Annotated in this window: 27 protein-coding genes and 1 pseudogene; 6 read left to right on the forward strand and 22 right to left on the reverse strand. The window is 55.0% G+C overall.

What is annotated here, in order from left to right; genetic code table 11:
- Positions 1–4: 4 nt before the first annotated feature.
- Positions 5–475, forward strand: coding sequence for a tRNA (cytidine(34)-2'-O)-methyltransferase (locus AC8GE9_RS12965; RefSeq protein WP_506677562.1), 471 nt, complete (start codon positions 5–7; stop codon positions 473–475).
- Between the two features lie 26 nt (positions 476–501).
- Here the strand turns inward: AC8GE9_RS12965 and AC8GE9_RS12970 are convergent, their stop codons facing one another.
- The 5 genes from AC8GE9_RS12970 to AC8GE9_RS12990 form a co-directional block, all read right to left on the reverse strand.
- Positions 502–1446 (reverse strand): Bug family tripartite tricarboxylate transporter substrate binding protein, encoded by a 945-nt coding sequence (locus AC8GE9_RS12970; RefSeq protein WP_506677810.1) that lies wholly within the window; start codon positions 1444–1446, stop codon positions 502–504.
- Between the two features lie 61 nt (positions 1447–1507).
- Complete coding sequence (locus tag AC8GE9_RS12975; RefSeq protein ID WP_506677811.1) at positions 1508–2548, reverse strand: NAD(P)H-dependent glycerol-3-phosphate dehydrogenase; 1041 nt, start codon at positions 2546–2548, stop codon at positions 1508–1510.
- An 18-nt stretch (positions 2549–2566) separates the two neighbouring features.
- Complete coding sequence (secB, locus tag AC8GE9_RS12980) at positions 2567–3076, reverse strand: protein-export chaperone SecB (protein WP_506677563.1); 510 nt, start codon at positions 3074–3076, stop codon at positions 2567–2569.
- A 101-nt stretch (positions 3077–3177) separates the two neighbouring features.
- Complete coding sequence (gene grxC, locus AC8GE9_RS12985; RefSeq protein WP_506677564.1) at positions 3178–3435, reverse strand: glutaredoxin 3; 258 nt, start codon at positions 3433–3435, stop codon at positions 3178–3180.
- 19 nt (positions 3436–3454) lie between these two features.
- Positions 3455–3865, reverse strand: a complete 411-nt coding sequence (locus tag AC8GE9_RS12990) for a rhodanese-like domain-containing protein (RefSeq protein WP_506677565.1) — start codon at positions 3863–3865, stop codon at positions 3455–3457.
- 106 nt (positions 3866–3971) lie between these two features.
- Between AC8GE9_RS12990 and gpmA the strand changes: the two genes are divergently transcribed.
- The 4 genes from gpmA to AC8GE9_RS13010 all read left to right on the forward strand — a co-directional run bounded on the left by gpmA (position 3972) and on the right by AC8GE9_RS13010 (position 8326).
- The gene (gene gpmA, locus AC8GE9_RS12995; protein WP_506677566.1) at positions 3972–4724 is read left to right on the forward strand and encodes a 2,3-diphosphoglycerate-dependent phosphoglycerate mutase; all 753 of its coding nucleotides are present in this window, start codon (positions 3972–3974) and stop codon (positions 4722–4724) included.
- Between the two features lie 4 nt (positions 4725–4728).
- Positions 4729–6063, forward strand: a complete 1335-nt coding sequence (locus tag AC8GE9_RS13000; protein ID WP_506677567.1) for a murein hydrolase activator EnvC family protein — start codon at positions 4729–4731, stop codon at positions 6061–6063.
- Positions 6064–6164: 101 nt separating this feature from the next.
- Positions 6165–7577 (forward strand): S41 family peptidase, encoded by a 1413-nt coding sequence (locus AC8GE9_RS13005; protein ID WP_506677568.1) that lies wholly within the window; start codon positions 6165–6167, stop codon positions 7575–7577.
- Positions 7574–8326 (forward strand): HesA/MoeB/ThiF family protein, encoded by a 753-nt coding sequence (locus AC8GE9_RS13010; RefSeq protein WP_506677569.1) that lies wholly within the window; start codon positions 7574–7576, stop codon positions 8324–8326. Before AC8GE9_RS13005 ends, AC8GE9_RS13010 begins: the two co-directional genes overlap by 4 nt.
- Here AC8GE9_RS13010 and slmA read toward each other — a convergent pair.
- The 7 genes from slmA to AC8GE9_RS13045 are packed head-to-tail and all read right to left on the reverse strand — an operon-like array spanning position 8323 to position 13075.
- On the reverse strand, positions 8323–8907 hold the full coding sequence (gene slmA, locus AC8GE9_RS13015; RefSeq protein ID WP_506677570.1) for a nucleoid occlusion factor SlmA: 585 nt from the start codon (positions 8905–8907) through the stop codon (positions 8323–8325). The two genes, AC8GE9_RS13010 and slmA, sit on opposite strands and share 4 nt — an antisense overlap.
- 56 nt (positions 8908–8963) lie before the next feature.
- Entirely contained in the window at positions 8964–9680 is a 717-nt protein-coding gene (locus AC8GE9_RS13020; protein WP_506677571.1) for a pyrimidine 5'-nucleotidase, read from the reverse strand.
- 50 nt (positions 9681–9730) lie between these two features.
- A complete protein-coding gene (gene argB, locus AC8GE9_RS13025; RefSeq protein WP_028816511.1) occupies positions 9731–10630 on the reverse strand; it encodes an acetylglutamate kinase in 900 nt (299 codons plus the stop codon).
- Between the two features lie 59 nt (positions 10631–10689).
- Entirely contained in the window at positions 10690–11181 is a 492-nt protein-coding gene (locus AC8GE9_RS13030) for a peroxiredoxin family protein (RefSeq protein ID WP_506677572.1), read from the reverse strand.
- A complete protein-coding gene (locus tag AC8GE9_RS13035; RefSeq protein ID WP_506677573.1) occupies positions 11178–11927 on the reverse strand; it encodes a BON domain-containing protein in 750 nt (249 codons plus the stop codon). Before AC8GE9_RS13035 ends, AC8GE9_RS13030 begins: the two co-directional genes overlap by 4 nt.
- Positions 11924–12517: a phosphoheptose isomerase gene (locus AC8GE9_RS13040; RefSeq protein ID WP_506677574.1), complete on the reverse strand. Its 594-nt coding sequence runs from the start codon at positions 12515–12517 to the stop codon at positions 11924–11926. The genes AC8GE9_RS13035 and AC8GE9_RS13040 overlap by 4 nt, the downstream gene beginning before the upstream one ends.
- Positions 12518–12550: 33 nt before the next feature.
- Complete coding sequence (locus AC8GE9_RS13045) at positions 12551–13075, reverse strand: YraN family protein (protein ID WP_506677575.1); 525 nt, start codon at positions 13073–13075, stop codon at positions 12551–12553.
- 75 nt (positions 13076–13150) lie between these two features.
- On the opposite strand from AC8GE9_RS13045, the gene rsmI reads away from it, so the two are divergent.
- On the forward strand, positions 13151–14101 hold the full coding sequence (gene rsmI / locus AC8GE9_RS13050; RefSeq protein WP_506677812.1) for a 16S rRNA (cytidine(1402)-2'-O)-methyltransferase: 951 nt from the start codon (positions 13151–13153) through the stop codon (positions 14099–14101).
- A 70-nt stretch (positions 14102–14171) separates the two neighbouring features.
- On the opposite strand, the pseudogene AC8GE9_RS13055 reads toward rsmI, so the two are convergent.
- The 10 genes and pseudogenes from AC8GE9_RS13055 to AC8GE9_RS13100 all read right to left on the reverse strand — a co-directional run.
- A pseudogene (locus AC8GE9_RS13055) lies at positions 14172–14723 on the reverse strand (septal ring lytic transglycosylase RlpA family protein); the annotation flags it as partial.
- Positions 14720–15592 carry an RNase adapter RapZ gene (rapZ, locus tag AC8GE9_RS13060; RefSeq protein ID WP_506677576.1) on the reverse strand — a complete coding sequence of 291 codons (873 nt, stop codon included), beginning with the start codon at positions 15590–15592 and terminating at the stop codon, positions 14720–14722. The gene rapZ and the pseudogene AC8GE9_RS13055, both read right to left, overlap by 4 nt.
- 1 nt (position 15593) lies before the next feature.
- Positions 15594–16520 (reverse strand): HPr(Ser) kinase/phosphatase, encoded by a 927-nt coding sequence (hprK, locus tag AC8GE9_RS13065; RefSeq protein WP_506677577.1) that lies wholly within the window; start codon positions 16518–16520, stop codon positions 15594–15596.
- 41 nt (positions 16521–16561) lie between these two features.
- Positions 16562–17017: a PTS sugar transporter subunit IIA gene (locus tag AC8GE9_RS13070; RefSeq protein WP_506677578.1), complete on the reverse strand. Its 456-nt coding sequence runs from the start codon at positions 17015–17017 to the stop codon at positions 16562–16564.
- A 57-nt stretch (positions 17018–17074) separates the two neighbouring features.
- On the reverse strand, positions 17075–17401 hold the full coding sequence (hpf, locus tag AC8GE9_RS13075; protein ID WP_506677579.1) for a ribosome hibernation-promoting factor, HPF/YfiA family: 327 nt from the start codon (positions 17399–17401) through the stop codon (positions 17075–17077).
- A 222-nt stretch (positions 17402–17623) separates the two neighbouring features.
- Positions 17624–18415 (reverse strand): LPS export ABC transporter ATP-binding protein, encoded by a 792-nt coding sequence (lptB, locus tag AC8GE9_RS13080; RefSeq protein WP_506677580.1) that lies wholly within the window; start codon positions 18413–18415, stop codon positions 17624–17626.
- Between the two features lie 25 nt (positions 18416–18440).
- Positions 18441–19115 carry a lipopolysaccharide transport periplasmic protein LptA gene (gene lptA, locus AC8GE9_RS13085; RefSeq protein ID WP_506677581.1) on the reverse strand — a complete coding sequence of 225 codons (675 nt, stop codon included), beginning with the start codon at positions 19113–19115 and terminating at the stop codon, positions 18441–18443.
- Positions 19116–19126: 11 nt separating this feature from the next.
- Positions 19127–19729, reverse strand: a complete 603-nt coding sequence (gene lptC / locus AC8GE9_RS13090) for an LPS export ABC transporter periplasmic protein LptC (RefSeq protein ID WP_506677582.1) — start codon at positions 19727–19729, stop codon at positions 19127–19129.
- Positions 19730–19739: 10 nt separating this feature from the next.
- Entirely contained in the window at positions 19740–20339 is a 600-nt protein-coding gene (locus AC8GE9_RS13095; protein WP_506677583.1) for a KdsC family phosphatase, read from the reverse strand.
- Between the two features lie 10 nt (positions 20340–20349).
- On the reverse strand, positions 20350–21348 hold the full coding sequence (locus AC8GE9_RS13100) for a KpsF/GutQ family sugar-phosphate isomerase (protein WP_506677584.1): 999 nt from the start codon (positions 21346–21348) through the stop codon (positions 20350–20352).
- Positions 21349–21431 lie beyond the last annotated feature (83 nt).

Below are 21431 nucleotides of genomic sequence, written 5' to 3' on the forward strand. Positions count from 1 at the left end.
GCTCATGTTTGATGTCATTCTTGTCCAGCCAGAAATTCCGCCCAACACGGGTAACGTGATCCGCTTGTGCGCCAATACGGGCGCGCGGCTACATCTTGTGCGCCCGCTCGGTTTTGAGATCGATGACACGCGACTCAAACGCGCCGGTCTCGATTATCACGAGTGGCAGCCCGTCAAGGTACATGATAGTTTACCCCTGGCGATTAAAGCGACCGGGGCACCACCCGAGCGTGTATTCGCCATGACGACCAAAGCCACGCTGCTGGTCAGCGAGGTCAGTTTGCTCGAGGGTGATGTCTTTGTGTTTGGACGTGAAACCGCAGGTCTCTCGGCAGAGCAAATGGCGCTGTTTGAGCCGACTCAGCGCGTCCGTTTGCCGATGTTGGTAGGACAGCGTAGTTTAAATCTTTCCAACGCAGTGGCGGTGGTGGTGTTTGAGGCCTGGCGACAGCAAGGCTATCCGGGCGCCGTGTAAAAAACAAACGTCTCGATCCGCGGTACTCAGTCCAGCGAAAGCTTGAGGTCTTCTATCACGGCATCCCAGCGTCTTTTTTCATCTTGGATGCGCTGTTTGAGCTCGCTAGGGCTCGAACCGACTGTTGAAAAATATTGAGAGGCAAATTTGTTTTTAATTTCTTCGCTGGCCAACAGTTCGGCGAGCGCTTTGTGGAGGCGCTCAAGGATGACTGCAGGGGTCCCCGCAGGTGCCAGAATCGCATTCCAGGAAATTGCTTCAAAGTCGGCAAAACCCTGCTCGGAGAGCGGCGTGATGCCTGGTAGTGTGGCGATCGCCTGTTGGCTCGTGACGCCTAAGGCTTTGACTTTACCGCTTTTGATTTGAATCATCGCGATCGCCGGCACCATGAAAGCAGCCTGAATGTCTTGGGCGATGACGGCTGTCGTGACCTGTGGAAAGCCGTTGTAGGGAATATGCGTGAGCGCAACACCCGCTTGTTTTTTAAAGAGCTCCATCGCGAGGTGGGACGCGCTGCCGGCGCCGATGGAGCCGTAGTTCCATCGGCCATCGTGTTGTTTGGCTTGGGCGACAAAGTCGGCGATGTTGACACCGGTAAAGCTTGCATTGACCACTAGAACGTTTGGACTGGTCGCGACTAAGGTGATTGGTGCGAGGTCAGTGACGGGGTCGTAGCCCAGTGTTTTTTTATAAAGCGTTGGTGCCGTGACGAGAGGGCCGTTGATCGTGTAGAGCAGCGTATAACCATCGGCAGGCGCACGTGCCACAAAGCGGGTGCCGATGTTGCCGCCTGCGCCGGGCTTGTTTTCAACGACAATATTTTGTCCGAGCTGTTTAGCGAGCGGGGCAGCGAGAGTGCGCGCCAGAATGTCAGGTGAGGATCCAGCGGGAAAAGGAACGATCAGGTGAATCGGCTTTTCATGCGGCCAAGTGTTTTGTGCAGATACGGGACGTAACGCAAAGGTGGTCATGAGCGTGAGTGCGCAGGCCAGGAGACAAAACAAACGCGAAGAAAAAAACATGGGGCACCTATTATTCAGTTGTCGCGACGCGCGAGAGCAGTCGTGTGACAGCTTCGAAGGGCCCGACGCCCTCGAACAGCACCTCGCACACAGCATGGGTAATGGGTAGTTCAACACCGAGCTGAGAGGCTCGCTTGAGAACGGCTTGCGCGCAGCGCGCGCCTTCGGCAGTGAGGCCTGTCTTCAACACTTCGGTTAAGGATTTGCCGCGACCAATTTCGAGGCCGACTTGGCGATTGCGCGACAGGTCGCCCGTCGCGGTCAGTACAAGATCTCCGAGTCCGGTGAGGCCAGAAAAGGTCGCGCTATGGGCGCCTAGAGCCTCGCCAAAGCGGGTCATTTCCGCCAGACCTCGGGTAATGAGTGCTGCGCGTGCGTTAGTGCCCAGACCGAGCCCCTCGCCGATGCCGCAGGCAATCGCCATGACGTTTTTTAGGGCACCGCCGACCTCGACGCCAATGACATCTTGGTTGGCATAGACGCGCATGGCGCCACCATGCAGTGCTGCGATCGTTGCGCGTCTTAACGCCGCATCGTGGCTGGCAATGGTGAGCGCAACGGGGAGGCCTTGGGCGACCTCCCGGGCGAAGGAGGGACCGGAGAGCACACCTGTTGGGATGTTGGGGACAGCGCTCAGCGCCTCGCGTGCAATCTCGCTGGGCAGCATGCCGGTCTCAGCCTCTAGGCCTTTGCAGGTCCATACGATGCCTGTGAGCGGTTGCGACAGTTTTTCGCCGAGCTGAGTGCATAAAACACGCAGGCCAGCGAGGGGAACACTCAAAATAAGCAAACCTGCAGCCTCTGGCGTTCTGGCTGACGTGTGCGCCAAGGCATGGTCAAGGTTGGAGGTAAACAAAAGAGAGTCTGGTAGTGCAATGCCTGGCAGATAACGGGTGTTTTCTCGACGAGCAGTCAGTTGCTCGGCGAACGCGGGATGACGCGCCCAAAGCATCGTGGGGGCATGGCGGCTCGCCGCGCATGCAAGAGCGGTGCCCCATGCGCCAGCACCAAGCACCGCAACGGGTCGCGGTGCTTGTTCAGCGTTGTGCATGGTCATGGGAGGTCAGCGTTATTGACGTGTCACACCGGGGGGCAAAATCAGGCCCGAATCAGCAGGTGCGGACTCAGCTTCTTGGGTTGCCTGAGCGATGCGTTGTTCGTAGAGGGCTTGGAAGTTGACCTCAGCCAAGTGCAATGGGGGTAACGAAGTGCGCGTGATCGCATCGGCGACATTGGAGCGCAGGTAAGGGTAAAGCATGGTCGGACACACGATGCCCATCAAGGGATCGATCTGTTCGGCGGGGATATTTACCATTTCGAAAATCGCGGCCTGTGTCGCTTCGACCAGATATAAAACCTTGTCCTTGATGCGTGTGGTGACGGTGACGGTCACGGTGGACTCAAAGACGGTTTCGGCCAAGGCCTGACCGCCAATGTTGATCGAAACCTCGACCGCGGGGGCTTCTTGCTCGAGGAAGATGCCCGGTGCGTTAGGCATCTCAAGCGAGAGATCCTTCAGATATACGCGTTGCATATTGAAGGAGGGAGCGTTGTCAGCTTGAGTGTTTTGTTCGGCCATGAAAATTTCCAGTAAAAACTAAAATAGAGGCGATTTTGATTTCGAGTCAAGAAATCGCGAGAAAACAGCAAAAAAAAACAGAAAAAAAGAGCAAAGGGTATTTAGCCGTTGAGCAGGGGCAAGAGCTTGCCCTCGCGATCCAGCGCAGACAAATCGTCGAAACCGCCAACGTGGGTGTCCCCGATGTAGATCTGAGGCACGGTTCGTCGGCCGGTGCGTTCCATCATGAGCGCGCGCTGCGCGGCGTCTTCGTCAATCCGGATTTTTTCGATCTCCGCCACACCACGCTGTGTCAGCAGCATTTCGGCGCGCGTGCAAAAGGGGCAATAACCGGTGGTGTACATCACGACTTTATTCATCTGAGGCTCCGAGAGGTCATTATTTTGTAGTTAAGGGCAGTCCGGCGGTCGACCAGGCGCGCATGCCGCCACCGAGCACATTGACTTGCGTAAAGCCAAGGGCACGTAGGCGTACCGCAGCGCTGCCAGCGGTGCGACCAAAGTCGCATACGACGATCAATGGCTTGTTTTTGGGCAAATTGGCCGCTTTTTTCTCAATTTCGATGGCGGGGATGCTGCGAGCTTGCGCAATATGACCCGACTTGTAAGCATCGCTAGGGCGAATATCAATCATGATGGCATGCTGATGATTCATCAATTGCACGGCTTCTGTGCAGGAGATGCTCGCACCAGCACGTTTGCTTTGGATCATGGGCCAGGCGAGTGCCAAGCCCGAGACTAAGGCTACGCCAATTAACAACAGGTTATTTTGACTAAAAAAGAAATCCACGGTGTATCCAGAGAAGCGGTTGCAGCCCAAATTTGGGGCGGGTTATGAAATATCACTCAGACAATTATAAAATGATGTTTTAACCACACTTTAACCTGTGTCTGCCATGTATAAACTTGTATTGATGCGTCACGGCGAAAGCCAATGGAATCTCGAAAATCGTTTTACGGGCTGGACCGACGTCGATCTGACTGATCTGGGTCGGGAGCAGGCGCATAAAGCTGGTCAAATGTTGAAAGATCAGGGCTACGAATTCGATATCGCCTTTACCTCGGTGCTCACACGCGCCATCCGCACGCTCTGGATCGCACTGGATGCGATGGACGCGATGTATCTGCCCGTTCATAACAATTGGCGCCTCAATGAGCGGCACTACGGCGCGCTCCAGGGTCTCAATAAGGCTGAAACAGCCGCCCAATATGGTGATGAGCAGGTGCTGATCTGGCGGCGCGCCTACGCAATCGCACCCAACCCACTCGCACTCGATGACCCTAGGCACCCTAAGTTTGACCCGCGCTATGCACGACTGACCGCGCAGCAATTGCCTGCGACGGAGTGTTTGAAAGACACGGTCGAGCGTGTGCTGCCGTTTTGGGAAGAAACGATTGCCCCTGCCATACGCGCCGGTCGTCGTGTGATGATTTCTGCGCACGGCAATAGCTTGCGTGCATTAATCAAGCATCTTGACCACGTTTCCGAAGAGGACATTGTTCATCTGAATATTCCGACCGGGCAGCCTCTGGTGTACGAGCTCGACAAGGATTTGCGTCCGATTCGGCATTATTACCTCGGCGATCCAGCCGAAATCGCCGCAGCGATGGCCGCGGTCGAGGCGCAAGGCAAGGCGAAAAAGGAATAGTCGTATGCGATTGGCGTTCTGGCGGTGGTGCGTCGCGGTGGCCTTGTCGGCCATGGTGGGCGCAACGCTGGCCGCGCCAGAGGCGGACGATTTGGCGAATCGTCGCAGCGCTGTCGAGCGTCAGCGAGCCGATTTGCGCGCCCGTATTCAAACGCTCCAAAAGGAGCTAGATGCGCGCGAGGCAGTTCGTAAGGAGGCCGCCGATGCCCTCAAGGTCTCCGAGGTCGCGATCTCTCAAACAACGCGACGACTCAACGAGTTGTCTACCCAGCTTAAAAAAGCACGCACTGAGCTTGAGGCTTTAAAAAACCAGATTCAGCGTCAACAAGGCATTCTGGTGCAACGCCGCGAGGAGCTTTCGGATCAATTGCGTCGGCAATATGCAAGTGGTTTATCGCCTTGGGCGGCCTTGCTCTCCGGCGATGATCCCCAAGAGCTGAGTCGCAATCTTTCCTACCTCGACTATATTTCGCAGGCTCGCGCCAAGACGGTTGCCGAGCTGAAAATTGAGATTGAGCGTTTGGCGCAACTTGAGGCGCGCTTGGAGGTGCGTCAAAAAGAGGTGTCACAGTTGGTCGAAGAAACCACGCAACAGCATTCGGTGTTGGAATCGCAGCAAAAGGAACGCGCAACGGTACTGGCTAGGATTGAAGGCCAAATTCAGGCTCAACGCTCTGAGGCCGTGCGCTTAGGCCAGGACGACCAGCGACTGAGTGGGCTCATTGATAGTCTTGGCGGACAGATTCAGGAGGCAAAAAAGGCGGAAGAGGCGCGTCGCGCAGAGCAAGCGAAGCTGGTTGAGCAGGCTAAACGCGAGGAGCAAGCAAAACAAGCCGAGTCGGTGCGCCGAGCCGAGGAGCAGCAGATCGAGCGTGCGCGTAGAGTCGCCCAGGAGCAGGAGCTTAAGGAGTCAGCGCGTGCCTCCGAGGCCGCGGCGACTCCTGAGTCTGGCGAGGGTCTTAAAAAAGGCTTGCGATGGCCCTTGAGGGGCACTGTGATGGCCCGCTTTGGCACGAATCGACCGGAGGGTGGCATATGGCGAGGTGTGTTGATCAAAGCCTCTGGTGGCACACCTGTCCATGCTGTGGGCGGAGGAACCGTGGTCTATTCCAACTGGCTTCGGGGATTCGGAAATTTGCTCATCGTTGACCATGGGGAGCAATATTTGAGCGTTTACGCCTATAACCAGAGTCTGCTCAAACAGGTCGGGGATTCGGTGCGGGCTGGAGATCCCTTGGCTCTTGCCGGAAGTACCGGTGGACAGGTGGATTCGGCCCTATACTTCGAGATTAGGCATCGTGGCGCAGCCGTAGACCCTTTGACGCTTTTATCCCGGTAGGAAGTACGGTATAGGATTGCCATTCTTCGCGCAGACCATTACGCTTTGTCTTATTTGTCTTGTTGTTTTTAGTTTGATCGGCATTCAACTTGGGAATGTGCATGAGCACTCGCAAAATACGTAGTATAGGTTTGGTGTCCGTTGGCGTCATCGCAGGTGTGCTCTTAAGTCTTGGGCTCAGTGCGGTCGCCCAAAGAGGTTCGCCTTTGCCGCTTGACGAGTTGCGTCAGTTTTCAAGCGTGTTTTCCGCGATTAAAAATAATTACGTCGAACCCGTTTCTGATAAAAAACTGATTAGCGGTGCGATCTCAGGCATGTTGTCTGATCTGGATCCTCATTCCGCCTATCTGGATGCGGATGCTTTCAAAGAAATGCAGAGTGCCACGCAAGGTGAGTTCGGTGGCTTGGGTATCGAAGTCGGCACTGAAGACGGCATGGTCAAAGTGATTTCGCCGATCGAGGACACACCGGCAGCGCGCGCAGGCATTCGCGCGGGTGATGTGATTACCAAAATCAACGATACCTCGACCAAGGGCTTGTCGCTAACAGATGCCGTAAAAATGATGCGCGGCCCGGTCAAGACGCCGATTACGTTGACGATTTCTCGTCAGGGACAGGCGCAGCCCATCGTCATTAAGATCGTCCGTGACACGATCCGAGTGCGCAGCGTGCGCAGCAAGATGTTGCCGGACAATATCGGCTACATTCGTATTGCGCAATTCCAGGAAAAAACCGGTGTGGACTTGGTGCGCCACTTGAAGGAGCTGGGTGAAAAAGGTGCGCCGCGCGGATTGATTCTAGATCTTCGTAATGATCCAGGTGGTTTGCTGACAAGTGCGATTGGTGTGTCGGCCGCCTTCCTCAAGCCCGACACTTTAGTTGTGTCAACGGATGGTCGTGCACCCGACGCTAAACAAAAGTATTTATCCAACCCCGCGGACTATGCGCGCGGTGAGCGTGACTATTTGGTCGGTTTGCCTGCTTGGGTTAAAACCGTCCCCATGGTGGTCTTGGTCAACGTAGGTTCTGCCTCCGCCTCGGAAATTGTCGCGGGTGCGCTTCAGGACCATAAGCGCGCCACCATAATGGGCAATCGAACCTTTGGTAAGGGCTCGGTCCAAGTCATCCTGCCGATTTCAGACACAACGGCGATCAAGCTGACAACCTCGCGTTATTACACACCCAAAGGACGATCGATTCAGGCGACTGGCATCATGCCTGATATTGTCGTGGCTGATACGGCCGAGGGAGATTTGTTCCGTATGTCACGCGAGGCAGACCTTAAGCGTCATCTGAGTAATAGCCGCAGCGGTCAACCAGAGTCTGAGAAAAAGACAAAAGAAGAGGAAGCGCCTCTTGCCGACACAGACAAGATTTTCCAATTTGGTACGCCCGAGGACTTCCAGTTGAATCAAGCGATCAACTTCCTCGAAGGCAAGCCTATCCAAAAGGCAGTGCCTCGTCCAAAGAATGCGAGTGCAGAGTCCTCCGGAGCTGCGCCAAAGGGCAAATGAAGGATAGCCAGCTTCTTCGTTATGCCAGACATATTTTGCTCGATGAGTTTGGCATAGAGGCCCAAGAAAAATTACTCGCGGCGCGCGTATTGGTTCTTGGTGCGGGCGGACTGGGCTCTCCCGCCGCCTTGTATCTGGCCTCCGCAGGTGTGGGTCATATTGTTTTGGCTGACCACGACACGATTGAACTGAGTAACCTGCAACGTCAGATTCTGCACACAGACGCTCGCGTCGGCTGGCTCAAAGCCGAGTCTGGTCGTCAAACGATGCTGGCTCTTAATCCCGACATCGAGGTTGAGGTACGCACAACAAGAATGGAACCGGAGAGCTTGCTCGCGGAGATTGCCACAGTCGATGTTGTCTTGGACTGTACGGATAACTTCGCGACACGGCATGCTGTGAACAAAGCATGCGTGATCCATCAAAAACCTTTGGTCTCAGGTGCTGCCATCCGTTTTGAAGGTCAAATCAGTGTGTTTGATCCTCGGGATGAGCAAGCACCCTGCTATCACTGTTTGTTTCCCGAGGCCGACGATATCGAAGCGTTGAGTTGCGCGACAACGGGCGTTTTTGCGCCATTGGTCGGGATCATTGGGAGTATGCAGGCTGCCGAGGCGATCAAAGTGCTTGCAGGTGTCGGTACGTCACTCAAGGGACGGTTGCTCATGCTCGATGCCTTTGAAATGCAGTGGCATAGCGTGCGCGTCAAGCGTGATCCGGCTTGCCCTGTCTGTGCGGATCGAACCTAGCCGCGCTGATCTAACAGAAGTTTGAGTTGCGTGTGCATGTGTGTAGAGGGGGCTGCTTGCCAACCACTTTGTGCAAAGCGTAACCAACTGCCTAAGACAAGATGCGTGAGAGCGGCAGACAGTGGGGTGATTTCGGTTGTGGGGTTGATTTCACCGCTTGTGAGAGCCTGGCGCAGTGACTGTTTGAACACGACATCAATGCGGTCTGTAATCTGGGTGACGCGTCCTTGAAGCCGCTCGTCCTCGGTGACGAGCGCATCACCACATAAGACACGAGTCATCCCTCTGTTGCGCTCTGAGAACGTCATTAACATGACGGCAATTTTGCGCGCTTGCTCGATGCCTTTTGGTTCGGTGGCGACGATTTGGTTGACGAGCGTAAAGATAGTCGTTTCAATAAATTCGAAGAGGCCTTCGAACATTTGCGCTTTGCTCGCAAAGTGTCGATAAAGCGCAGCCTCGGAGAGTTGCATTTTGGCGGCGAGCGCCGCGGTAGTGATCCGCGCCGCCCGCGGTTGCTCTAACATCTCTGCGAGTGTTTGCAGAATCTGATGTTTGCGTTCGCCCGTTTTGACCGACATACACTCAAGTCCAGAATTAGCCGTTAAGGAGGATGAAGCATTGCATGAGCTTTAAGTCACATACCTTGCAGGGTGCGCTTTTGGAGCAATAAATCACCTACATAGTTTACTCGTAAGTCTACGTAATTGGGACGCCCTCGCTTGCCTTTCGCAAAGGGCGTGCCGGGGTGAAAAACATGGACTGTGCGCAAGCCAGCATGTCTCGCGCCGCGCAGGTTTGCGGTCGTGTCCTCGACAAGCACGGCCCGTCGTGGATGGATGCCTTCGTGTGCGAGGATGTGACGCATGAGAGTCACGGAAGGTTTGGGTTTGTAGTGTCCGTGCAGACGCATTTGCTCAATGCCCCAAAACCCATCGAAGCAGCGTAGGATGTTGAGATGTTTCATGACAGCGCGGGCATAATGCAGTGGCGCATTGGTCACAAGAATTTTGCGACCAGGCAGGCGACGCAGCTTGTGCGCCAAACCTCGTTCGGCTCGAATCAAGGGGCCGACTTCAAAGTTGTGGCTGCGATGCAAAAACTGATGGGCATCTACACCATGGTGACGCACCAAACCGATCAAGGTGGCTCCGTAGCGTTTCCAATAGCTTGTCCGCAGGTGAGTGGCGGTCGCTTCATCGACCTCTAGGCTCTCCATCACGGCTGCGGTCATGCCAAGATTAATTTCTCGAAATATCTTGTAAGAAGTATCGTGTAAGGTATTGTCGAGATCGAACAGCCACACGCGTTCGCGGGCTTTGGAAATCGCTGCTTTGCGTGCAGGGGTATGCACGCGGGCTCGCCGCGTGCGGATCGGGGCATGGGGTGCGAACCGCTTGTGAATCACTCTGAGGTGATCATGGTGCCCACGCCGCGATCCGTTAGGATTTCGAGCAGCAGGCAATGCGGGACGCGACCATCGACGACGTGCACAGATTTCACACCATTACGTGCGGCATCCAGGGCTGAGGAGATTTTGGGGAGCATGCCGCCAGAGATTGTGCCGTCGGCAAAGAGTGCGTCGATCGTTTGTGCCGATAGGCTGCGCAGCAATTGCCCATCTTTGTTGAGTACGCCGGGTGTGTTGGTCATCATGAGCAGTTTTTCGGCACCCAGTACCTCTGCCATTTTGCCAGCGACGATGTCAGCGTTGATGTTGTAGGCAAGGCCGTCTTCGCCGTAGCCAATCGGAGAAATCACGGGGATGAACTGATCGTCCTGCAAGGCCTTGACGACCGCAGGTTCGACGTGGGCGATGTCGCCCACAAAACCGATGTCGATTGGGTTGGCGGGATCGTCCTTGTTGGGCATCATTTTCTTGCGAGCCTGAATGAGACAGCCGTCTTTGCCAGTGAGGCCAACGGCTTTCCCACCCGCTTCGTTAATCATCAACACGATGTCTTGTTGCACTTGTCCGCCGAGTACCCACTCTACGACTTCCATGGTCTCGGCGTCTGTGACGCGCATGCCTTGGATAAAGGTGCCTTGCTTGCCGATTCTGCGCAGCGCTTCATCGATCTGAGGGCCGCCGCCGTGAACGACGATGGGATTGAGTCCGATGAGTTTGAGCAAGACGACATCGTGTGCAAAGCTGCGCTGAAGAACTTCTTCGGTCATCGCATTGCCACCGTATTTGATGACGATGGTTTTGCCATGGAAGCGTTTGATATAGGGCAAGCTCTCAGAGAGCACTTTTGCGACGACTTCGGGAGGCATAGAGGCAGAGGGAGGCTGGCTATTCATTTGGCTGAGGCATTAGGGTGGGCAAGCAGTGAAAGAGGTGGATTTTTATAAGGGCGAGCTTAACCCGCGAGTGCTTTTTCAATCGATTTGCGTAATTCGGTTTTGTCGTACAAGCCCAAATAACGCTTGATGATATTGCCATTTTTATCGATTAGGAATGCCATCGGGGTCAGTTTGACATCACCAAAGGCTTTTGCGACTGTGCCCTGTGTATCCAGCGCAACAGTGAAGGGTAGTTTGCGTGTTTCGACGAACTTTTGGACAAAGTTGATGGGATCGTATTCCATGGCTACGGCGATGAGATCAAAGCCTTGAGCATGGTACTTGTTATAGTTTTCAATATTATCGGGCATCTGTGCCACGCAGCTAACACAGTTGGTCGCCCAAAACTTGACCAATACAACCTTGCCGTGCAACTCAGAGAGAGCGATTTTCTGGCCCGAGAGCGAGGTCAATGTCACGTCTGGAGCAGGGGTCGCGCGGGTACTGACGAACCAAGTCGTCAAGCCACCCACAACGACCAAGAGAATTAAAGCTACGATTTTTTTCATTGAATCGGCATCACTTGGACACCACCGACAGGCGGGGCATCCCCACCCATTGCACCCGAGCCACTTACCGGGGCTTCGCCTAGAGGTGTGGTGGGCTTGGTGTTGTTGCTTCCCATACGCGCTGCGTCATCCAGGCGTTTTGCTTGCTCGGGCGTGATGATCTGAAAGAGCTTTTCGACGCGCTTGACGCCGCTGACTTTGGCCGCGGCGGCGGCTGCCATATCACCTTCGCGTTGGGTCACCAGGCCCATCAGATAGACTATGCTGCGATCTGTTGTGACGACAATGGTGCGGGAGGGAATGTCTTTGGTGGTCGCCAAGATTGTCATGACCTTAGAGGTAATCCAGATGTCATTGGTCACAACTCCAAAGGAGGCCAGTTCTTTGACGACAACAATCTGGTCGGAGACGGATTTAACGTGTTCGACTTTGCGTGCGATCTCTGCCGCTCGATTTTTGAACTCGCTACTGATGGTGTCGCCCGTGAGTAACACGACGCCATCGTAGGAAGTGATCGTTGAGCGAACCGCATCGCCGAAGTTTTCGCGAAACTGACCACCGATTTTGAGTTCGATGGATTTGTCTTCGACTTGTTCGCCTAAGCTACGTCGATCGACGACGACCATGCCGGTTGTGGCTGCGGCTCCGCCAATGAGTAAGGGCACGCATGCGGTTAGCGTTGATCCCGCAGCAATCAGGGCGGCGCATAGGATCAAAGGACGAATGAATTGTCTTTTAAGGCTCATGCGGGATCTCCAAGTAATAAATGATCTATGCCATCGCACAGGATGTGCAACAGAAGGATGTGAACTTCCTGGATGCGCATGGTGCGGTCGTGCGGCACACACAGGTGGATGTCGTTATCGAGTAAAAGGTCTTTGATCTGGCCGCCGCCTTTGCCAGTGAGGGCGATGACACGCATTTCACGTTCGTGGGCGACTGCAATGGCAAGCTTGACGTTCGCTGAATTGCCGCTCGTGGAAATCGCGACAAGCACATCGCCAGGTTGACCAAGCGCACTGATCTGACGTGAGAAAATATGATCGAAACCGTAATCATTCCCCACAGCCGTCATGATCGAGGTGTCGGTGTTGAGCGCTACGCCAGCCAGAGGCAAACGGTCACGCTCGAAACGTCCGACGAGTTCGGCGATAAAGTGTTGCGCATCAGCCGCAGAGCCCCCATTGCCACACGCTAAAATTTTTGCATTGTTGGTGACGCAGCCAAAGCACAAGTCGATTGCCTGCGTGAGGGGGTCGGCGAGCACATCCATGCTGCGTCGTGTCGCGGCGATGTTGTCCTCGAAATGGGCGGCAAGGCGGTTGGCAAGGTCCATGGCTATGATCTGAAATACAGAATCTTTATTATCTCACTTATCTTGGCTCAAGCGCAGGGCGTCACGGTGCCAAGTCAGGTTGTCTTGGTCGAAGGTGGCAAGATCGATTCGGCATTGCGGCATCTTGCCGCCAAAGGCCTCCCGTACAAGCTTGGGTAGCCACCAATCGATGGTTTTGAGCAATCTTTGCTGCTTGGCGCGAGTGATGCTAGCCGTCGCGCCACCGTAAAGGCGGCTGCGTCGATAGCGAACTTCGACGAAAACAAGGACTTGGCCCTCTTTGACCACCAGATCGAGTTCGCCGAGAGGGCAGCGGAGTTGATACCCCAGCAAGGCGCAGCCTGCCTGCTGTAAGACTTCCCAAGCCCGCCGCTCATAGAGGTCTCCAATGCGTTGGCTGTTGCTGCGGGCCCTCTCGCGGGTTGAGCGCGTTTTGTCCGAAGCGCGTCTGTTGGCCGCGCGGCGGCGCTGTTTGCGTCGTCTTGCGAGGATCGCGCGCTGTTGCGCAGCCTCGGCGAGGGTAAAAAGAGTCAAATCTGGCGTGGGCGTTTGGGTCATAGGAGGCGCTTGTGCGTGACGCAGAGTGGTTGGGCGGTCTACACTGACACAATGAATGAATCTAGCCTATCCGCAATGACCGAACACGCACATTCCGATTCGCCGCCAGACTCTTGGGGTCGGTTGAGTGAGCGTATGGAGGGACAGCAATGGCCGACGCACGCCCTGTATGTCGTCGCGACACCGATTGGAAACTTAGGTGACTTGAGTTTGCGTGCCTGGCATGCCCTGAGTCGGGCAGATGTAATTGCCGCCGAAGACACTCGGGCGAGCCGGAACTTGCTCGAAGCTTGGGGAATCAATACGCCCTTGATTGCTGCGCATCGTCATAATGAGTTGAGTGCTGCGACAGAGATCGTCGCACGCCTTCAGTCAGGACAGCGGGTGGCCTTAATATCTGATGCGGGCTCGCCCGCAGTGAGTGATCCGGGAGGTCTTGTGGTGCAGGCCGTCAGGCAAGCGGGTTTGAGGGTGATCCCTTTGCCCGGCGCAAATGCGTTGATCACGGCGCTGATGGGCGCAGGCGTCACGACGGATGCTTCGCCGGGTTTTGTGTTCGCGGGGTTTGCTCCGATCAAGTCAGCTGCGAGGCAGCGTTGGTTTAGGCAATGGACACAACTGCCCGCGGCAACTGTATTTTATGAGGCGCCGCATAGGATTGTCGCCAGTGCGATAGATGCGGTGGCAGTGGTTGGTCCGACACGCAAGGTGACGTTTGCCCGCGAGCTGACTAAACGTTTCGAGGAAATTGCGACCATGCCAATTGCGCAGGCAGCGCAGTGGCTCGCAGAGGATCCGCATCGCGAGCAAGGAGAGTATGTCGTCATTATTCATCCTCCTGTTGTCGTGCAGTCAGAGGGGCTCGAACTGCAAGAGACTGCCTCGATTGATGCGTGGCTTGATGTACTGCTTGAGTCGATGTCCGTACGCGACGTTGCCCGTGTAGCGGCCAAGGCGACCGGTCAGCCGCGTGATGCCTTGTATACCCGAGCACTTGCGCTCAAAGCGAAACGCGAAGAGACGTAAAGGGTCGTTTTTCTGAACACAGGAAGTCCCTCAGTTCGCTGCACGGCTAAGGTTTACGCACGCGCCAGTTACGAATTTCCTCAGGCATGATTCGCTCGACGATCACCTCAGCGCTACCGGGGGCGAGAACGCCGAGTTGATAGGCCGCCACATAGGACAAATCAATCACTCTGCCCCGAAGAAAAGGTCCTCGGTCGTTGACGCGCAGCACGACGGTCTTGCCGGTCGACACGCGCGTGACCCTGACATAGCTGGGGATCGGCAGCGTGGGATGCGCAGCGGTCATTGCGTACATATCGTAGCGCTCACCGTTCGAGGTCGGATTGCCATGGAACTTTCTGCCGTACCATGAGGCGCGACCTTGAACGCGATAAGGGCTTCCGCTTGTATCAGGTGTAAAGCTTTGTCCTAGCACGGTATAGGGTCGATTTGGACCCCGTGCGAGCGGTTCGATTTTGGGTACGGCATCTGGCACGCGATCCAAATTTGCGGGTGGGTTGGGGCCGGGCCCATCGTCTTTGTAATAGCCGCCTTTGCGTGAGCTCGAGCCACAGGCTGCGAGGAGTCCACATAAAGCGCAGATACTCAGCAGTCGCAGCAGTCGAGCCGAGCCGCTTTTCATCCGGAGATCTCGGGTTGATGACGATGCCGCACTAGCAATTGTTGTTCTGCAAAGCGTTGTGCCAGTGTTTCGACCACATACACGGAGCGATGTTTACCACCAGTGCAACCGATGGCGACCGTCAGGTAGCTGCGTGTGTCTTCGGTGTAACGCGGCAACCATTTACGAATAAAGCCCTCAATGTCACTGACCATCAGTTCGACATCCGCGAAACTTTTGAGCCAGTTCGAGACGAGTTGATCTCGACCGGTGAGTGGCCGCAGCGCGGGATCATAGTGGGGATTTGGCAGGCATCGCACATCAAACACCAGGTCGGCGTCTCTGGGGACACCTTCTTTAAACGCAAAAGATTCAAAGGTGATAAGCAGTGGTTTGCGGTCGGCTTGTATCAGGTCGCGAATCCAGGCGCGGAGTTGACCGGGCATGAGGCCCGACGTGTCGATCACGTGACCTAAGTTGCGCAGGTCACTGAGTTGATTGCGCTCTAGTTGAATGCATTCTTCTAGCGTCGCGCTCAACCCTTTTTTGGTCAACCGCTCTGCCAAGGGATGACGACGGCGTGACTCTGAGTAGCGATGCACCAGCGTTTCATTGTCCGCATCAAGAAAAATCAATTTAAATTCAGTCTGTGTCGTGTTGAGCGCACTAATGACGGCAGGCATTTCTGCAAGCTCACCAGGGGAGCGGACATCGATGGCGACCGCAATCCGACTTGCTACATCATCGCGCATCGAGGTAATAAAATCATGCAAAAAACGCAGCGGAAGATTGTCGACGCACACGTAGCCTGCATCTTCGAGCATGCGCAATGCCACGGACTTGCCAGAGCCAGAAATACCCGTCAAGAGAACGACCTTGAGCGCAGGCATATTAATTTTTCCCTTGAGCAATAGCGGCCGATTGCAGTGCCATGAACTCGGCGAGCGTGTCGATGCCACGTAGTTTGAGGATCGTATTACGAACAGCGGCCTCGACGAGGACGGCGAGGTTTCGGCCGGCTGCGACCTGAAGCATGACTTTGCGAATCGGACAACCGAGCATATCCTGCGTCATATCTTGTAAGGGGAGTCGTTCGAATTTGTCCTGTGCGGTTGCGCGAACCAGATGCACAATCAGTTTGAGCTTCATTTTGCGTCGTACGGAGGTTTCACCAAAGATGGTTCGGATATTGAGCAAACCCAAACCCCGTACCTCGAGCATATTGCGCAAGAGCTCCGGACAATGGCCCTCGATGGCATGGGGTGCGGTGCGAGACAACTCAACCGCATCGTCGGCGACGAGTCCGTGACCGCGAGAAATCAACTCCAACGCAAGCTCGCTTTTGCCCAGGCCAGATTCGCCCGTAATCAGAACGCCGAGTCCCAGCACATCCATAAAGACACCGTGTACCGTGGTGGTCGGGGCGAGTCGACGACTGAGGTAAATGCGTAAGAGGTCGATTAGTTCTGCGGCATGAACCGAGGTTGACAAGAGGGGCACATGGCTATTCTCGCAGTTGAGAATGAGGTCCTCCGTGGCCTGTAAGTCGTCAGCTAGCAGGATGGCAGGAACGCCTCCCGCGAGCAACTCTTCGAGATGGTGCACTCGCCGACGCGTATCGAAGCGGGTGTAGTAATCCATTTCTTCACGACCAAAGACTTGGATACGAGAGGGATGGATCAGATTCAGGTGCCCGATCAAGTCAGCAGCGGCCATCCCGTTGTCAGGAATCAGGCGATCCGCCGCCGATTGTCCTGCTACCCATTTGAAGGAAATGTCTTCGACATTGTCATTCACTAGATCCTGCACCGTCAGCATAGCGACTCCGTAGTTGAGAGAAGAGGCCGACCGTTCTATAGCTAAGCCTGACCGGCGGTCAGCAGCTGATGGATAACGATGGGATCGACCTCGGTGGCTAGGCGCGCTCGTAAAGCGGGGTCTGAAAGACGCTGAGCCACCTCTGCCAGTATATCGAGATGTTGTTGATTTTCCGCTTCTGGGGCGACGAGAAAAAGTAATTGCTGAACAGGCATATGGTCAGGCGCGTCAAAAGCAATGGGTTGTGCCAGCCTGAAAAAAGCAGCGGCGGCATGTTTGATGCCTTTGACTCTGCCATGAGGAACGGCGATGCCCCCGCCGAGCGCTGTTGAGCCAAGGCGCTCTCGAGCAAATAAGCTTTCGTAAACGGCCGCGCGCTCAATCCCGTTATTATTCTCAAATAAAAGGCTAGCCTGTTCAAAGGCGCGCTTTTTACTCGTAACAGTGAGGTCGAGCACGATGTTGCTGACAGGCAAGATACGCGGCAAAAGTTTCATGCATTTGATTATATGCTGCAGTGCGGCCAGATGACGTTGGCCGTTGCAGTCTAAGTTTTATACAGTCTCGAAGATTTGTCGCTTGACTGATATGTGGTGATGGTCTTGGGTACGTGACTTATGTTGCAAGACCTTACGGTCGACTTTGTCGACGAGTAAGTCAATCGCTGCATACAAGTTGTCCTCAGAGGCTTCGCAATGGATGTCTTTGCCTCGAATGTGAAGGGTCAATTCCGCTCGGTGCTTGAGAGGTTCGAGCGACAGAAAGACCTGTGTATCGATCACATGATCAAAGTGGCGCACGACGCGCGACATCTTTGTGTGAATGTATGCCCGGATGGCAGGTGTAACGTCAAGATGGTGACCAGTAATGTTCAGATTCATTGCGTACTCTCCATTAAAGGGATAGAACGAAGTGCAAACACTTACTACGGTTTGACGTGCAGAGGTTTAGTGAGGCGCTCCTTTAACTAAATTGTCATATTTTTAGTTTAATGATTTAGTCGAAGAAAGCAAGGGTATAAATCCTTAAAGATTGATCTAAAACAAAACTTTGACGCTGCACTGCAGCAGAAAAGAGAGGATAGTATCCAATCTTTTTTTGACTTACATTTTGAAGTGTTCGCCCAAATAGACGCGACGCACCGAAGCGTCGTTGATAATCTCCTCGGGCTGTCCTGTCGTCAACACTTTACCTTCGCTAATGATGTAGGCGCGATCACAAATACCCAGGGTTTCACGAACGTTGTGGTCGGTAATCAGCACGCCGATGCCACGGCTTTTAAGAAAGCGTACGATACGTTGAATTTCAATCACTGCGATCGGGTCAACGCCGGCGAAAGGTTCGTCCAGCAAGATGAAGCGAGGCCGTGTGGCAAGCGCGCGCGAGATTTCGACGCGCCGTCGCTCGCCACCCGAAAGGGAGAGCGCACTGTTGCGACGGATATGGGTGATTTGTAACTCATCAAGCAAGGAATCAAGTTGTTCCTCAATTTTTTTTGAGGAGAATTTTTTGCCATCATTATCGATTTGAAGTTCGAGTACGGCGCGAATATTTTCTTCGACGGTCAGACGTCTGAATACGGAGGCATCTTGGGGCAGGTAGGACAGCCCGAGGCGCGCGCGTTTGTGGATAGGCATGCTGCTGATAACGGTATCGTCGATTTCAATCCGGCCTGCATCGGCGGCCACCAATCCGACAATCATATAAAAACTTGTGGTTTTTCCAGCGCCGTTGGGGCCCAGTAGACCCACGACTTCACCGCTGTTAACTGAGATTGACACGTCTTGCACCACCATCCGGCCGCCATAGGATTTACGCAGACCCGTTGCGCTCAGTTGACCGGGCTTCGACAGGGCTTGTGAATCAAAGCTGGAGGGGGCGTGCGATGTTTGCATAGAGAAGCTTTGGTGTCTTTGGGTATTAGGGGCGAGGCGCCACAGCGGGAGGGCTCGCAGGCGTGAGCGCGGGCGTTGGCGTATTGGCTTGTGCGGCTCGGCAGGCTGAGATGGCTGCTTCAGTGCGTGCTTTAGGTTGTGCGACCGAGCGCACGCGTCCGTCTGGATTGTAGGAGTCGGGGCCGGAGAAAGCCTGATAGACATCTGTTTTTTGGTTGTAGCGGACTTGCTGCCCACTGACCGTATCAAAATGTTTGCCGCAAATGTAGCGAGTGACGACGGCCTGACCAATCAAATCAAACGTTTCATTTTTGCCATCGTAGTCTGCCTTGAGCGCTACACCCTCGAGGACCTCGAAGTTTTCGGGACGAACTTGGCGAATGAAGACACGCTTGCCGGGGTCTGCTGTTGCGATCCCGTGCTGGTTGCCTTCGGCGTCCTCGCGCATGGACAACACGTCGGAGCTCAATGACAACAAGCCGCGCGTCATCACAACCTTGCCAGTAAAGGTACTTTCTTTTTTGGAATCGTCAAAGCGCAGCGTATCAGACAAAATCATGGTGCTGGGTTCTTCGACGGGGGCAACCGGTGTCGCGTTCGCAGGGCTTGTGGGTGCAGCTGCGGTTTGCGCCTGTGCGGAGGCAACGGATCCAAGAAGGATAAGCTTGCAAAGAAATGGCAGGGCGAGTTTAAAAATCATGGATTGGCTCTTTATGCAGGAGGCTTGGCGCCCTCGCGCTGGTCTTTGGGGGCGATGTCGACATCTGTTGATTTGAATACGTCCAATTGTTGCGTGGCATTGTTAAAACGCATCCCTACACCCGACATTTTGGAGCGACCACTTATCGCGATGGCGGGCATGTCTGTGTAGGCGAGATCTTTATTCACTAACAGAATGATCTCTTCGCTGCGAAAATTGAGTGGCTGTCGTTCGGCATCGCCTAGGCGCAGCAGCACAGCGTCTCCGCGCAAGATAATCCGGTCGCCTTCATCGTAAATAAATGCGACTTTGGCGGTGGCGACAGTCAGCGGATTTTCTTCTTTGAGGGTATAAGCACGCGGTGCCTGAAGCTCGTAGGATTTGTCGTCAGGAAAGTGTTCCATCAGATCGCCCTCGAGGCGATGAATCACAATCCCCTTGTCACTGGTCCGAATCAGCACGATTTTTTTTGCCCAAGTGTCGCGCTCGTGGGTCAGCCGGCTCGGGGGATCAATCTGAACAGCACGCTGAGAGTAGTCGGCCGCCCACCACGTCCCCATCACCAACAAAGTGAGGATGAAAATCGAGACGACGATGGAGGCGCGTTCTTTCATGGGGCCGCGGTCATTGAATGGAACCGGGGCCGAGGCGACCCGGTTGAAAAAAGTGTCCGAGTCGACCTTGAGAGGCCAAGATTAAGTCGCAACATTCACGCACAGCACCTTTTCCGCCTGCTTTGGTCGCGGTCCAGTGGGCGGCCTGGGTGACATAGGCAGGTGCGTCCGGTACGCTTGCGGCAAAACCGGCGCGCTGCATAGCGGGCAAATCGATCAGATCATCACCCATAAAGCCAGACTCTTCGAGCGTCAGGCGGTGTCGTGCCACAAGTTCATTTAACGCGGCGCCTTTGTCGCGGACGTTTTGCAGGACGTCCCCGAGTCCCAGTTCAGCGGCTCTGCGATCGACGATCGGCCCCTCGCGACCAGTCACCAGTGCGACTTTGATTCCGCTGGTCGTGAGCATCTTTAAACCATGACCGTCGAGTGCATTAAAGCGTTTGAACATTTCGCCTTGTTCACCGTACCAAAGGCTACCGTCGGTCAGCACGCCATCGACATCGAACACCATCAGTTTGATTTGTCCGAGGCGCTCTCGCAGGGTGGCGGGGATACGGGCCAGCACCAGTGCTTCGGCAGGATGGGGAATGAAATGGGGTTTATTCATGGACGTTATCTCAAACAACCTTGGCGGCCATCAGGTCATGCATATGCAGGGCGCCTACGAGTTTGTCATTCGCCTCAGCGACCAGCATTTGGTTGAGGCGGTGGCGGTCCATCAGGGTGGCGGCATCGACGGCTAAAGCCTCGGCAGCGATATGTCGCGGATTGCGTGACATACCTTCTGTGACAAGCACATTGCGGACGTCACCCTTCCTCTCGATCAGGCGACGCAGATCACCATCAGTAAAGATACCGATGGCACAACCATTGGCATCGAGCACAGCGGTCATGCCCATACCCTTTCGAGAGATTTCTTCTAACGCTTGAAATACTGTGGCGTCGGCCGCAACGGTGGGTACGGCGTCGCCACAGCGCATGACATCCGAAACACGCAGCAATAGGCGTCTGCCGAGCGCGCCTCCGGGGTGCGATCGGGCAAAATCCTCATGACCAAAACCGCGCGCTTCAAGGCAGGCCACTGCAAGCGCATCACCTAAAGCGAGTGCGGTGGTGGTGCTTGCTGTTGGGGCGAGATTCAGTGGGCAGGCTTCTTGCGCCACGCTGATATCGAGGTGGACCTCGGCAAGTTTCGCGAGCTCGGATTGCGCGTTGCCTGTGATAGCGATGACCTTGACGCCTAAGCGGTGCGCCACGGGCAGAATGGTGAGTAATTCTTGACCGTTACCGGAATAAGACAGAGCGATGAGGAGGTCTTGCCCGCCCAACATGCCAATGTCGCCATGGATGGCCTCGGCAGCGTGCAAGAAAAAAGCCGGTGTCCCGGTGGAGGCGAAGGTCGCCGCGATTTTGCGGGCGATATGACCTGTTTTGCCCAAACCGCAAACGACCACCCTTCCGGAGCAGCCCAAGATCAGTGCGACGGCTTGAGCGAAGCCCTCGTCGAGGCGGTTTTTAAGCTCAATAATGGCCTGAGCCTCGAGCGTGAGGGTGCGCTCAGCCGATGCCAGCGCCGCTGCGTGAGGGCTGTCAAAGTCGGTCGGGTCATCGCGCATATGGCACGGCGTGGTTTTAGGTGAGTGCTTAGAGGACATATCCTAAGTTTAATCGTTTCAGGTCTGACATGCGGGTTTTGGGT

It is taken from the genome of Zwartia lucis (genome assembly GCF_965234455.1).
GTDB lineage: Bacteria > Pseudomonadota > Gammaproteobacteria > Burkholderiales > Burkholderiaceae_B > Zwartia > Zwartia lucis.

Coding starts and splice junctions, on each gene's coding strand:
- AC8GE9_RS12965 (WP_506677562.1), top strand. CDS start 5: ATGTTTGATGTCATTCTTGTCCAGCCAGAAATTCCGCCCAACACGGGT.
- AC8GE9_RS12970 (WP_506677810.1), bottom strand. CDS start 1,446: ATGACCACCTTTGCGTTACGTCCCGTATCTGCACAAAACACTTGGCCG.
- AC8GE9_RS12975 (WP_506677811.1), bottom strand. CDS start 2,548: ATGCACAACGCTGAACAAGCACCGCGACCCGTTGCGGTGCTTGGTGCT.
- secB (WP_506677563.1), bottom strand. CDS start 3,076: ATGGCCGAACAAAACACTCAAGCTGACAACGCTCCCTCCTTCAATATG.
- grxC (WP_506677564.1), bottom strand. CDS start 3,435: ATGAATAAAGTCGTGATGTACACCACCGGTTATTGCCCCTTTTGCACG.
- gpmA (WP_506677566.1), top strand. CDS start 3,972: ATGTATAAACTTGTATTGATGCGTCACGGCGAAAGCCAATGGAATCTC.
- AC8GE9_RS13000 (WP_506677567.1), top strand. CDS start 4,729: ATGCGATTGGCGTTCTGGCGGTGGTGCGTCGCGGTGGCCTTGTCGGCC.
- AC8GE9_RS13005 (WP_506677568.1), top strand. CDS start 6,165: ATGAGCACTCGCAAAATACGTAGTATAGGTTTGGTGTCCGTTGGCGTC.
- AC8GE9_RS13010 (WP_506677569.1), top strand. CDS start 7,574: ATGAAGGATAGCCAGCTTCTTCGTTATGCCAGACATATTTTGCTCGAT.
- slmA (WP_506677570.1), bottom strand. CDS start 8,907: ATGTCGGTCAAAACGGGCGAACGCAAACATCAGATTCTGCAAACACTC.
- argB (WP_028816511.1), bottom strand. CDS start 10,630: ATGAATAGCCAGCCTCCCTCTGCCTCTATGCCTCCCGAAGTCGTCGCA.
- AC8GE9_RS13030 (WP_506677572.1), bottom strand. CDS start 11,181: ATGAAAAAAATCGTAGCTTTAATTCTCTTGGTCGTTGTGGGTGGCTTG.
- AC8GE9_RS13035 (WP_506677573.1), bottom strand. CDS start 11,927: ATGAGCCTTAAAAGACAATTCATTCGTCCTTTGATCCTATGCGCCGCC.
- AC8GE9_RS13040 (WP_506677574.1), bottom strand. CDS start 12,517: ATGGACCTTGCCAACCGCCTTGCCGCCCATTTCGAGGACAACATCGCC.
- AC8GE9_RS13045 (WP_506677575.1), bottom strand. CDS start 13,075: ATGACCCAAACGCCCACGCCAGATTTGACTCTTTTTACCCTCGCCGAG.
- rsmI (WP_506677812.1), top strand. CDS start 13,151: ATGACCGAACACGCACATTCCGATTCGCCGCCAGACTCTTGGGGTCGG.
- rapZ (WP_506677576.1), bottom strand. CDS start 15,592: ATGCCTGCGCTCAAGGTCGTTCTCTTGACGGGTATTTCTGGCTCTGGC.
- hprK (WP_506677577.1), bottom strand. CDS start 16,520: ATGCTGACGGTGCAGGATCTAGTGAATGACAATGTCGAAGACATTTCC.
- AC8GE9_RS13070 (WP_506677578.1), bottom strand. CDS start 17,017: ATGAAACTTTTGCCGCGTATCTTGCCTGTCAGCAACATCGTGCTCGAC.
- hpf (WP_506677579.1), bottom strand. CDS start 17,401: ATGAATCTGAACATTACTGGTCACCATCTTGACGTTACACCTGCCATC.
- lptB (WP_506677580.1), bottom strand. CDS start 18,415: ATGCAAACATCGCACGCCCCCTCCAGCTTTGATTCACAAGCCCTGTCG.
- lptA (WP_506677581.1), bottom strand. CDS start 19,115: ATGATTTTTAAACTCGCCCTGCCATTTCTTTGCAAGCTTATCCTTCTT.
- lptC (WP_506677582.1), bottom strand. CDS start 19,729: ATGAAAGAACGCGCCTCCATCGTCGTCTCGATTTTCATCCTCACTTTG.
- AC8GE9_RS13095 (WP_506677583.1), bottom strand. CDS start 20,339: ATGAATAAACCCCATTTCATTCCCCATCCTGCCGAAGCACTGGTGCTG.
- AC8GE9_RS13100 (WP_506677584.1), bottom strand. CDS start 21,348: ATGCGCGATGACCCGACCGACTTTGACAGCCCTCACGCAGCGGCGCTG.